The sequence below is a fragment of the Allobosea sp. RAF48 genome (assembly GCF_052114025.1).
GTDB lineage: Bacteria > Pseudomonadota > Alphaproteobacteria > Rhizobiales > Beijerinckiaceae > Allobosea.
The window spans coordinates 278,530-290,979 of sequence record NZ_JBFRDZ010000001.1; the positions used below are offsets into that span (position 1 = coordinate 278,530).

General features: G+C 63.6%; 9 protein-coding genes. 8 read left to right on the top strand and 1 reads right to left on the bottom strand.

Going from position 1 to position 12,450, the window contains the following annotated elements; all coding sequences use genetic code 11:
- Nucleotides 1–188: 188 nt before the first annotated feature.
- The 8 genes from AB4Z10_RS01435 (at nt 189) to AB4Z10_RS01470 (ending at nt 11,383) form a co-directional block, all read left to right on the top strand.
- Nucleotides 189–2,579 carry a phosphoketolase family protein gene (locus AB4Z10_RS01435; protein WP_441468578.1) on the top strand — a complete coding sequence of 797 codons (2,391 nt, stop codon included), beginning with the start codon at nt 189–191 and terminating at the stop codon, nt 2,577–2,579.
- Nucleotides 2,580–2,922: 343 nt separating this feature from the next.
- Nucleotides 2,923–3,633 carry a helix-turn-helix domain-containing protein gene (locus AB4Z10_RS01440; RefSeq protein WP_441468579.1) on the top strand — a complete coding sequence of 237 codons (711 nt, stop codon included), beginning with the start codon at nt 2,923–2,925 and terminating at the stop codon, nt 3,631–3,633.
- Nucleotides 3,634–3,684: 51 nt separating this feature from the next.
- Nucleotides 3,685–5,601, top strand: a complete 1,917-nt coding sequence (locus AB4Z10_RS01445) for a hybrid sensor histidine kinase/response regulator (RefSeq protein ID WP_441468580.1) — start codon at nt 3,685–3,687, stop codon at nt 5,599–5,601.
- Nucleotides 5,602–5,880: 279 nt separating this feature from the next.
- The gene (locus AB4Z10_RS01450) at nt 5,881–6,327 is read left to right on the top strand and encodes a host attachment protein (RefSeq protein ID WP_441468581.1); all 447 of its coding nucleotides are present in this window, start codon (nt 5,881–5,883) and stop codon (nt 6,325–6,327) included.
- 135 nt (nt 6,328–6,462) lie between these two features.
- Complete coding sequence (locus AB4Z10_RS01455) at nt 6,463–6,624, top strand: PLP-dependent transferase (protein WP_441468582.1); 162 nt, start codon at nt 6,463–6,465, stop codon at nt 6,622–6,624.
- A gap of 684 nt (nt 6,625–7,308) precedes the next feature.
- Nucleotides 7,309–8,322: a PLP-dependent cysteine synthase family protein gene (locus tag AB4Z10_RS01460; protein ID WP_441468583.1), complete on the top strand. Its 1,014-nt coding sequence runs from the start codon at nt 7,309–7,311 to the stop codon at nt 8,320–8,322.
- Nucleotides 8,323–8,774: 452 nt separating this feature from the next.
- The gene (locus tag AB4Z10_RS01465) at nt 8,775–10,694 is read left to right on the top strand and encodes a methyl-accepting chemotaxis protein (RefSeq protein ID WP_441468584.1); all 1,920 of its coding nucleotides are present in this window, start codon (nt 8,775–8,777) and stop codon (nt 10,692–10,694) included.
- 215 nt (nt 10,695–10,909) lie between these two features.
- A complete protein-coding gene (locus AB4Z10_RS01470) occupies nt 10,910–11,383 on the top strand; it encodes a VOC family protein (protein ID WP_441468960.1) in 474 nt (157 codons plus the stop codon).
- A 23-nt stretch (nt 11,384–11,406) separates the two neighbouring features.
- On the opposite strand, the gene dusA is transcribed toward AB4Z10_RS01470, so the two are convergent.
- Nucleotides 11,407–12,405, bottom strand: coding sequence for a tRNA dihydrouridine(20/20a) synthase DusA (dusA, locus tag AB4Z10_RS01475; RefSeq protein ID WP_441468585.1), 999 nt, complete (start codon nt 12,403–12,405; stop codon nt 11,407–11,409).
- Between the last annotated feature and the right edge of the window lie 45 nt (nt 12,406–12,450).

The window sequence follows — 12,450 nt, forward strand, 5'->3', positions numbered from 1 at the left end:
GCTTCATGACCGCTTCCTGCGCGGGCCACGAACAGATCGACGCCATGATCGTTTTCAATCATCCTTGCTGTGGTCAGCTATTCAATACCCGCAGAATCTCTGAAGTTCTTTGCCGTAAATCAAAGTGCGCAGGACAGCGCGATAAAATCGGCCTCCCTTCCTGACGACCCGCTTCCGGGAGCGCAGCAATGATCTCGAGGGCTATCGATACGGTGGTGCAGACAGCTCTTCGCCCGGATGAGTTGGTCTTGATGCAATCCTGGTGGCGGGCCGCGAACTACCTCTCCGTGGCGCAGATTTATTTGCTGGACAATCCGCTGCTGCGGGAGCCGCTGCGGATCGAGCACGTCAAGCCACGGCTGCTCGGCCATTGGGGGACGACGCCAGGGCTGAACTTCATCTATCTCCATCTCAACCGCATCATCAGGGCGCGGGACCTCGATATCCTCTACATCGCCGGGCCTGGCCATGGTGCGCCGGGCGTGGTGGCGAGCACCTATCTCGAAGGAACCTATAGCGAGCTCTATCCGGACATATCGCAAGACGAGGAGGGCTTGCGGCGCTTCGTGCGGCAGTTCTCTTTCCCCGGCGGCATTCCGAGCCATGCCGCACCCGAAACGCCCGGTTCCATCCATGAGGGCGGCGAACTCGGTTACAGCCTCGCGCATGCCTTCGGAGCGGTGCTCGACAATCCCGACTTGATCGCCGCCTGCGTCATCGGCGACGGCGAGGCCGAGACGGGGCCGCTCGCCGCGTCCTGGCACTCAAACAAGTTCCTCAACCCGGCGGCGGACGGCGCTGTTTTGCCGATCCTGCATCTGAACGGCTACAAGATCGCCAATCCGACCCTACTGGCGCGCATCGCCTCGGACGAGCTCGACGCACTGCTGCGCGGCTACAGCTACGATCCGCTCTTCGTCGAGGGCGAGGAGCCGGAGGCAATGCACGCGGCGATGGCGGCAGCCCTCGACACGGCATTTGCCGGAATCGCGGCGATCCAAAAGGACGCGCGCGAAGGGTCTGGAAGCGGCTATCCGCGCTGGCCGGTGATCGTACTGCGCAGCCCCAAGGGCTGGACCGGGCCGAAGACCGTCGACGGCCTGAAGACCGAGGGATTCTGGCGCTCTCACCAGGTGCCGTTCAGCGACATGTCAAAGCCCGGGCGGCTGCAACTGCTCGACGACTGGCTGCGCAGTTACCGCCCCGAAGAGCTGTTCGACGAAGCCGGGCGGCTGCATGCCGCGATCGCTGCGCTGGCGCCCTCTGGCGAGAAGCGAATGAGCGCCAACCCGCATGCAAATGGCGGCGCGCTGCGCCGCCCCCTCAGGATACCCGACTACACCCGCCACGCCGTGCCCTTGGAAAATCCCGGAGACGGTAAGGCGGAGGCGACCCGCGTCATGGGCAGCTTCCTGCGCGACGTCATGAAGGCCAACGAAACCAGCCGGAACTTCCGGGTCTTCGGTCCGGACGAAACGGCGTCGAACCGCCTGCAGGCCCTCTTCGAGGTAACGGACAGAGCCTGGCAGGCGGCGACGATTCCCGAGGACGAGCATCTCGCACCGGGCGGGCGCGTGACGGAGGTCCTGAGCGAGCATCTCTGTCAGGGCTGGCTCGAAGGCTACCTCCTGACCGGCCGCCACGGCCTCTTCTCCTGCTACGAGGCCTTCATCCACATCGTCGATTCGATGTTCAACCAGCATGCGAAATGGCTGAAGACGGCCAAGGAAGTGCCTTGGCGGCGGCCGATCGCCTCTCTGAACTACCTTCTTACCTCTCATGTCTGGCAACAGGACCATAACGGCTTCAGCCATCAGGACCCCGGCTTCATCGATCACGTGGTGAACAAGAAGGCCGATATCGTGCGGGTTTATCTGCCGCCGGATGCCAATACGCTGCTCCACGTCACCGACCATTGCCTGCGGAGTTGGAACCGGATCAACGTCATCGTCGCCGGCAAGGCGCCCTCGCCGCAATGGCTCGACATGGATGCGGCGATCAAGCACTGCACCCAGGGCATCGGTATCTGGGACTGGGCCAGCAACGACCGTAACGGAGAGCCCGACGTGGTGATGGCCTGCGCAGGCGACGTGCCGACTCTGGAGACGCTGGCGGCGGTGACGCTGCTGCGCGACCATCTCCCCGATCTGAAAGTTCGGGTCGTCAACGTCGTCGACTTGATGACGCTGCAGCCGAAGACCCAGCATCCCCACGGGCTGACCGATCCCGATTTCGATGCACTGTTCACCACCGACAAGCCGGTGATCTTCGCCTATCACGGCTACCCCTGGCTCATCCACCGGCTCGCCTACAAACGGACGAACCACGCCAACATGCATGTGCGCGGCTATGAGGAGGAAGGCTCGACGACGACGACCTTCGACATGGTCGTGCGCAACCGGCTCGACCGCTTCCACCTTGTCGGCGATGTCATCGACCGGGTACCGGGGCTGGGATCGCGCGCCGCCTACGCCAAGCAGGCGATCCGCTACAAGCTGATCGAACATGGGCGCTACATCCGCGAGCACGGCATTGATATGCCAGAGGTGCGCGACTGGCGCTGGACCGCGACGGCGTGACTGATGACCTCCGCGCCTTCGGCAATGGATCATTGAAGCTGACTGGGATGGCGCCGGCGCAGCACGGTGCATAACGTTGCCGGGGCCTCTCGCGGATGAAACGGCCTCGCGATTGGCATCATCCGCGCCGATTTCCAATCCGACGATCCCGCCTGCAGCGTCGCCCCCCTGTCAGCAGGCATTGCGGGAGATCGGCTCAGCCATGGCGCGCCGTACCGGTTGGGCCACAAGCCGGATGTTACAATCGGTGACAATTTCCCACACATGCGAACAAGCAGACCGTAGCAGCGCCATGCGACGCCGCTTTCCTCCCTTCCGTGAGTTTGGTGCGGAGGACAGAGCTATGCTTGCTGCGAATGCGGTCTCTCAAATTCCTGCCCGGCTCCCGGTGGTCGCGAACGATCAATCGGCACCGGGTCTGCTGGGACTCTTCAGCCCGCGGCCGCTGGAAACATTCGGGCGTGGCGAGACGATCTTTCGGGACGGCGATCCGGCTACGCATGTCTTCAAGATCGTGGCCGGGATCGTCCGCATCGCAAAGATCCTCAGCGACGGCAGCCGCGTCATCACCGGCTTCTTCTACCCCGGCGACATCTTCGGCATTTCCCCCGATGAGCACTATCTCGGCGATGCCGAGGCCGTCAGCACAGTGAAACTGCGCCGGCTGAACCGGAATCGCTTTCGGCAGGCGGTCGATAGCTCCGAACAACTGCGCCCCCAATTCGTCAATTGGCTCTGCCGGGAGATGGCCAACGCACAGGCGAGAACGGTGTTGCTCGCCCGCAAGAATGCCGAAGAGCGCGTTTGCGATCTCCTGCTCGCGCTTGCGCGCCGAGCTGGCGACGAAAGCGAGCCCGCCAAGGTGATCGACATCCCGATGAGCCGCGTGGACATGGCAGATTACCTCGGCCTGACGATTGAAACGGTATCGAGGACGATGACGAACTTGATCAATCGAGGCGTCATTCGGTCATTCGCACGCTACCGTTTCGTCATTTGCAAGCCGGCGCTCCTGAGAAGCCTTGTCGATGGCAGCGACGAATACGATATCTGAACGGCACTTCTCCCGGCCGGCAGGCCATGCGACCGCATTGACGGGTGGCGGGTGACGGTAGCGCGCGGGCCAATTGCTATCAGCCAGCAAAGCCTGGACGAGATCGTTCAGGTTCTCGATGATGCGAACAGCGTCGTCTATGACTTCGACGGCAAGATTATCCGTTGGAGTGGAGGCTGCGAAGACCTCTACGGCTGGAGCGCGCAGGAAGCGCTAGATCAGGACGTCGGCCGCCTCCTCAAGACAGAATTTCCGCAACCCTTCGACGAAATCCTCACGGACCTGCGGCGTGACGGCACCTGGAAAGGCGAGCTGACGCAAAGTCACAGGGATGGACGCCCTATATTTGTGGTCAGCCGCTGGGTGGTTGTCACCAGGCAGGCTCCCGACGATCAGGTCGTCCTGGCGACGAATATCGACATCGGCAATCTGAAATATGCACAGGCCGACCTCGCCGCTCGCCAATCGCACCTGCTCTCGATCCTTGAGACCGTGCCGGAAGCGATGGTGGTGATCGACGAAGCCGGCATCATGATCTCGTTCAGCAAGGCCGCGGAGAGGCTATTTGGCTATTCCGCCGACGAAGTCTGCGGTCGGAACGTCAAGATTCTCATGCCCAATCCATATTGTGACCGGCATGACGGATGCATCGGCCGCTATCTGACGACGGGCGAGCGGCGCATCATCGGGGTCGGGCGCGTCGTAGCCGGAAAGCGCAAGGACGGCACGACCTTTCCGATGGAACTGGCGGTTGGGGAGGCCGCGGCTAACGGCAAGCGCATCTTTACCGGATTTATCCGCGATCTGACCAGTCGGCACCGGATGGAAGAGGAACTGCGCCAATCTCAGAAGATGGAGGCGATTGGGCAGCTCACCGGTGGAATCGCACATGATTTCAATAATCTGCTGACGGTCATCAGCGGCAACCTCGAGATGATCGAAAGACGCCTCGAAGACAGGCGGCTCCGGGATTTGTTGCGGGAGGCGCAGGACGCGGCCGATGACGGCGCCAAGCTTACCGGGCAGCTTCTCGCCTTCGGCAGGCGGCAAGCGCTCAACGCGAAGCTGACAGATATCGGACAGCTCGTCTCGAACTTCGCCGAGCTGCTCCGCAGAACGCTTGGCGAAACGATCGATTTGCAGACCGTCGTCACAGGCCAAGCGCTCTTGGCACTTGTCGATACGACGCAACTGCAGAACGCCCTGCTGAACCTCGTGCTGAATGCGCGTGATGCCATGCCGCGCGGCGGCCGGCTCAAGGTCGAGGTTTCGCGCATCCGTCTCGATGCCGACTATGCCCGGATGTATCCGCAGACGCGCCTTGGAAACTACGTGCTCGTCAGCGTCTCCGATACCGGCGCCGGGATGAGCGAAGAGGTCAAACAACGAGCATTCGAGCCGTTCTTCACGACGAAAGGTGTCGGCGCCGGCACCGGGCTCGGTCTGAGCATGGTCTATGGCTTCGCCATGCAATCCGGCGGCCATGTCCGGCTCGACAGCGAGCCCGGCGGGGGAACGACCATACGGCTGTTTCTTCCGACAGCCAGTCCGGATGTCACTGCCGGCCGTAGCGATGCCGATCCGTCCGCCCCCGCGGCCAAGCCACGCGCGGCGGAATGCATTCTTGTGGTTGAGGACGATGCGCGCGTAAGGCGGGTCGTCGTTGCCCGCCTCGAAGAGGAAGGATATCGCGTCATCCAGGCTGTCGATGGCAACAGCGCGCTTTCCCTGATCGCTTCCCACCCCGAAGTCCGGCTGCTCTTCACCGATATCATCATGCCCGGCGGAATGTCCGGCGATGAACTCGCCAGAGAAGCGCGTCTCCTGCGCCCTGAGCTGAAGATCCTCTTCACCTCCGGATATGCGGAGCCCAGACTCGCCGGACGGGAATTGGCCGAAGGGAGCTGGCTGAAGAAGCCATATACATCAAAGGAACTGGCAGCGCGCTTGCGCATGCTCCTCGATTGAAAGTCTCCTGATCGAGAACATGAAGACGAATACAGTAGGGACCAGCAGCAAGGTCGCGAAGATTGCATGGACCACCGCCGTCATCCTCGACAAGGTGACAAGGATCCAGTTCGCGGATCGGGAGCCGGCATCCTGCGGGCACCCGATCCCCCGGCCGCAGTTTGAGACGGTCAATTTCGCTGCAGACGCTGTTTGTTGCGCTGGATCAATGTGAGACGGGGCATCAGGGGGAAAGCTTGGATCGAGCGACGTCAGCGTACCCAACCGGGAGGACGAGCCATGAACCTACGCATTCCCCATAACGGCTGGGTGGTCGTGTGTGACGCTCGCAAGGCGATGTTTCTCCGAAACGAAGGAGATGCAAACATGCCCAAGCTGAAGGTCGAGCAGGTCAAGCAAGCTGCCGTCAATCCACCTAGCTCCGAGCAGGGCACGGATCGACCCGGTCGTATGCAAAATGCCATTGCGCCCACCAGCGCAACCGAGGGAACCGATTGGCATGAACTGGCTGAGAAGCAGTTCGCGCGCGACACGGTCGCGGCCCTCAAGCTCGTGAATCGAGCCGGCCGCCCGGGTGACATCGTGCTCGTGGCGCCGCCGCGTATACTCGCGGTAATCAGGCAAAATCTCGACGATGACTTGCGCTCCCGCATCCTCGCAGAAGTCGACAAGGATCTGACGAAGCATCCGACCCACGAAATTGGAAGGTTGCTGACGGGCGCATAGAATCGACGGCCCCTCAGGCGCCAGACGAATTTGTTCTGCCGCATTTCATTGCATGGGCAGCCCAGTCAGCGAATACGACCGCGATGCTGGGATCTTTCGGCGCGGTCAACTCGGCACCACCCGCATGCAACCCGGATGGCCGAGCAGGGTGCGGAGATCTTCAGGGGCGAGCGGCCCGGCTATGTTTATGGTCGCTCCAAGAACCCGACCCAGACCATCCTCGAGGAACGGATGGCGAGCCTGGAAGGCGCCGAGGCCGGCATGACCATGCCATCGTCAGCCGGGAGGACCGATTGAAGCAAGGCATCGGCGACGGGCTCCTGCGTCGTTCGATTGGGCTGGAGAGCGCGGACGACATCCTCGACGATCTCACCGGAGCGCCCGACGCGCTCTAGGCCGACGCGATTCCGGCGGCCCCGAGCCGAGGCCCACCGCTTCGAAGCGAGCAAATTTCATCCATCACGTTCGCCACTCTCGAAAATACAAAACACTCAACCACTCTCAATAGAGGTAAATATACTTATTTTATAATCTGCATTGATTGCGCGACATGCGCGGATACCAATGTCATTGGCGAACCTTCTTGCTGAACAACATTCGCTGGAATTGTACCATGCCTGAGCTGATCGTGCGATCGCGTCCCTCAACCCGAAGGCGGAGGCTCTGCTCGAAGGTCTCATCGCCGAGTATGATGGCCGATACGATATCAACAGCAGGCCGGGCGGGGCGCGTTCGGAAATCCTGCGCTATCCACCAGAGGCTTTCGCCCCGCCGCTCGGGGGATTTCCTGCTGCTGGGTGAAGGCCGGGCAGGAAGCCAAGATTGCGGCACGCTGGCTGCACACCGCGCCGCGGCAGCCCGAGGCGCAGATGGCACGCTCCCGCTCTGCCGCTCGAGACCGGCCCCAGGGAGTCTGCCTGCGGACCGTCTCTTGAAGGCTGAGCGCGTCGCGACGGCCTCATCCCCTCCCGAAAGCACATCATGGCACCGAGAAACGATCATTTCGCAGCTCTGGTCGGCAACACCCCGTTGCTCGCGCTAGGGCGCTTTGCCGAAGCGCTGAAGCTCGGCTCGCGCATCCTTGCCAAGATCGAGTATCTGAACCCCGCCGGTAGCATCAAGGACCGGACGGCCTGGGGCATCATCCGGGAGGCTGAAGAGAGCGGCGACCTGAAGCCGGGCCAGCGCATCGTCGATCTCACCAGCGGGAACACCGGCATCGGCCTTGCTGCCCTGGCAGCGGCGCGTGGCTATCGCTCGAAATTCTACCTTCGGAACACGATCAGCGAAGACAAGATCAAGCTCCTTCAGCACTACGGCGCCGAAGTCGTCCTGATCGACAACAGCGAATTCCTCGAGGCGGGCGCGATCCACACGATCATCGACCGGGTGCGGCGCGAGAACCCCGGCGCCTACTACACCAACCAGCGGGCAAACCCGGCCAATCCGCGCGTCCACTTCGAAACGACCGGCCCCGAGATCTGGCGCGAGACGAAGGGCGAGGTCGACATCTTCGTGGCAGCGGTCGGCACCGGCGGCACGATCTCCGGAACGGGTCGCTTCCTGAAGGCGCAGAAGCCCGGCGTGAAGGTCGTCGTGGTCGAGCCCGGCCCGGCCTCGGTTCCCTCCCCAGAAGTGCCCTATCCCGACAGCATCGAGGGCGTCCACAAGGTGACCGACGTCGACGCCGGCTACCTGCCGGAGAACTTCGACGCTGCCGTGGTCGACGAGGTGATCGTGACCGAGACGGCCCAGGCCCGCGAACTCGCCCGGAGATTGGCGCAGGAGGAAGGCATCCTCGCCGGAACGTCGTCGGGCGCCGTGCTGTTCGCAGCCTCGGCGCTCGCCCGGCGCCCCGAGAACCTCGGCAAGACGATCGTCACCATCATTKCCGATAGCGGCGAACGCTATCTCAGCCCGCCCAAACTCGGCCCCAGCGCCGCGCAGAAGCAAGCAGGCTCCTCATCGTGTCTGGATGTCGCCGCGACCGCCTGAGACAGCTTCTGGTAGATTTGATGGCGATTTAGCAATATCGGAACGATTCAAGACACTGAGAAGGCCAAGCAAAATGCCGGACCCGCTCCGTACTTCGTGTTCGCGAAATCTTGCAGATGATCGCTGCCAAGCGTGAAGGCGCGACTCTGACGGAGCTTTAACGCCACTTTTTTCAGCGGTATTCTGCGCTTGCAGCGCTGCACCTCGTCCCGCGCCCTTTTTGTAGCACCGGGCGTCGGAGTTCGAGCGAATTATCGGCCCCAAGCCGCTGCAGCCGTTCGAACCGCCTAGGATGGCGACTCTCGAGGCACACGGAGCCTTAATGCGAGAGTTACCATTCTCCGCCACATTCAACGGACCCGGGCGTCGCGCCTTGGGTCTCAATTGGACAAAAGTTCGCGCCAGTGAAGACGGATGCTGCAAGGCCGGCTGGCCAGTTCCTGGCGCCCGACATGCGCGAAACCATCGGGAGACGCGCCCGCCTGACGGCATGGAGCGGCATGGTCGCGGCCGCCATCATTGCCGTGACTGCCGGCTTTGCGCTCTGGCAGGGCCGCCAGACTGCAATCGACATATCGCGGCAGCAACTCAGTACACTCGCGGCGCTGCTCTCCGAACAGACTCACCAGACGCTCGCGACTGCGGATCTGGCGTTGCGCGGCTGGTCCGAAGCCGGCAGTGGGGCCGATATCGCCTCGCCGGACGATTTTCGCGCGAAGTTCGGCACGCGCCAGCATTTCGAAGCCTTGATTGAGCGCTCCCGCGCTATCCCGCAGATCGCAGCGGTGACGATCGTCGACATCCAAGGCGAAGTCGTCAACTCGACACGGTCCTTCCCGCCGCCCCCAGCCAGCCTGAAGGACAGGGAATCGTTCCTGGCCCGTATGGCCGATCCTGCGCTTGCGCTGCATTTGGCCGCGCCCGCCCCCGGCGCAGCAGGAAGGACGATGGACCTGTCCCGCAAGATCAAGAACAGGAGCGGGGCCGTGGTCGGCCTCGCCATGATCGAAATCGAGACGGGCTTCGTAAATGCCCTCTACGACAAAGCGCGGATCGATGCGCTCGTCCATGTCGCGTTGTTTCGCCGCGATGGTGTTTTGCTTGCCAGCCTGCCGAACAATGACGACGCCGGCGCTCCCCCGCTCACCGGCCGTTCCGCCCTGTTCCGCGACCTGCCCGAGGCGGCCGAATCCGCCGGCGCCATGTTCGTCGGAACCCACATTGCCGGCCCCCAAGACAGCGAGGAGGGGCTGATTTCGGTGCAGGCTGTTCGCGATTACCCGCTCCAGATCAGTATCGCGGCGCCCGGAGAGCTGGTCTTTCATTACTGGAGGAAACGCGCGCTGATCCTCGGCGGCATCGTCGCCTTCTTCGTCGTCATGATCGGCCTCCTGACCTTCTGGATCGCCAAACTGCTGCGGCAGCACGGCGTCATGCTTTCCGAGCTTGCGGCTTCCGAAAAGGCCGCCTCCGACCAGATGCAGGAGCTGCAGATCCGCGATGCACGCGAGGCGTTGCTGCGGCGCGACGCCGCCATGAAATCCCGCGTGACGGCCTTCGACGCGCAATTGTGCAGCTCGCTCGACCGGCTCGGCCAGATGATCGAAAGTGTGGCGAGCCTGTCCGAGAGCATGACGGCGGCGGCCGGGCACGCCCGCGAAGGCAGCGAGCGGGCCGAGGTCGCTTCCAGCCGTGCCGCCGACCATGTCGCCAGCGTGGCTGCGGATGCCGAGAGCATTTCCAGCGCCGGACACGAGATCGCGGCGCGCGTGGCGGCCTCGGTCAGCACCGCCGCCGACGTGATCGCAGAAGCCGACCGGACCGACCTCGCCATCGCGCAACTGGCGGAAGCGACGAACCAGATCGACAACGTCTCGGCGCTGATCAGAGAGATCGCCAGCCAAACCAATCTGTTGGCGCTCAACGCCACGATCGAGGCCGCCCGCGCCGGCCAGGCCGGCCGTGGCTTTTCGGTCGTTGCCTCCGAGGTCAAGTCGCTGTCCGCGCAGACGAGCGGCGCGACCAGCGAGATCGGTCGCCAGATCGAGGCGATCCAGTTGGCGAGCCAGCGCTGCATCGAGGCGCTCCAGAGCATCCGGAACCGGATGCTGGACGCGCAGACGATCGGCCAGGGCGTCTCCGACGGGATAGCCAGGCAGAGCCGCTCGACCGCCCAGATCGCGGCCACCATCCGGGCGGCGGCAGACGATGCGCAGGGTGTTCTATCCAGCGCCAGTGCCGTGCGCCAGGCGGCCGACTTGTCCAACACCAGCGCAATCGACGTGATGGCACTGGCTCGCGACCTCGACGGCGAAGCACGCAGGATCAGAAGCAAGGTCAGCGAGTTCTTCGGGACGCTCGACGCCGCTTAGCCGTGCCCCGCCCCCTGCCGTACTGACTACCCTCACTTATGTCTTGGGGCGGCAGGAGGATCGCAATGGCGCGACAGCCGGAAACATGCCGGGCGGAACGTCGGCGCGGCCGGCGCATTTCGTGTTGGTGATGCGCCGGCCTCGGCGGAGCCAGCCGCCCACCGGAGCAGCCGGGAGCCTGTGGCACTTCAGCAAAGGAAGGAAAAGTGATGGCGATTGCCAAGAACACGATCTGCCTCTGGTACGACAAGGACGCCGAGGCCGCGGCCCGCTTCTATGCCGAGACCTTTCCCGACAGTGCGGTCGACGCAGTCTTCCGTGCGCCCACGGACTTTCCGTCCGGCAAGGCCGGCGACGTGCTTACCGTCACCTTCACGGTCCTCGGCACCCCCTGCCTCGGCCTCAATGGCGGCCCCACCTTCAAGCACAGCGAAGCCTTCTCGTTCCAGATCGCGACGGACGACCAGCAGGAGACCGACCGCTACTGGAACGCCATCGTCGGCAATGGCGGACAGGAGAGCGCCTGCGGCTGGTGCAAGGACAAGTGGGGCATCTCCTGGCAGATCACGCCGCGCGTGCTGAGCGAGGCGCTGGCTGTCGGCGGCGAGGAAGCGAAGCGCGCCTTTACCGCGATGATGGAGATGCGGAAAATCGATGTCGCCGCAATAGCGGCGGCACGGCGCGGCTAAGGAAGAATCCGCTCCAGCGGCTATCAGGCCGCTGCGGCAGCCTCGTGGCGCGAGACATGCGCCGCCGCGGTGCGCAGATCGCCCAGCGTCGCATCCGCTCCGACACAGCGCTCGGCGAGATGGCGACGGAAGAGTCGCGCGCCCGGCCGGCCCGGAAACAGTCCGACGAGATGGCGGGTGAAGGCATGTAGCCGCCCGCCCCGTTCCAGATGCGCGGCGATGTGCGGCTCCAGCGCTTCCAGCATGGCGAAGGCATCGGGCACCGGCGCATCCGAACCGAAGAGCAGCGGATCGACCTGCAACAGGACCTCCGGGTTCTGATAGGCCTCGCGGCCGATCATCACGCCGTCGACTTTCTCCRGATGCCGCAGCCATTCGGAGGGCGCCTTGATGCCGCCGTTGATGGCGATCGGCAGGTCGGGGTTGGCCGCCTTCAGGCGATAGGCGCGCTCATAGTCGAGCGGCGGGATCTCGCGGTTCTCCTTGGGCGAGAGACCCTGCAGCCACGCCTTGCGGGCATGGACGATCAGCGCCTCGACGCCTGCCGCCCGCACCGAAGCAGTGAGCGCATCGAGGGCGATCTCCGGGTCCTGATCGTCGACGCCGATGCGGCATTTCACTGTGACGGGAATGGAAACCGCCGCCTTCATCGCCGCGACGCAATCGCCGACCAGCACCGGCTCGCGCATCAGGCAGGCGCCGAAGGCCCCGCCCTGCACGCGGTCCGACGGGCAGCCGCAGTTCAGGTTGATCTCGTCATAGCCGAAATCGGCACCGATCTTCGCCGCTTCGGCCAGCAGCTTCGGATCATTGCCGCCGAGCTGCAGCGCGACCGGGTGTTCTGTCTCATCGAAGCCGATCAGGCGCTGGCGGTCGCCGCGGATCACCGCCTGCGCCGTCACCATCTCGGTGTAGAGCAGCGCATGGCGCGACATCAGGCGATGGACGATCCGGCAGGCGGAATCTGTCCAGTCCATCATGGGCGCCACGGAGAAGCGCATTCCGGGAAGCAGCAAGCTCATGGCCGCTCCCTATAGCATCGGGCCCGAAAAGTGGAATCCACTTTT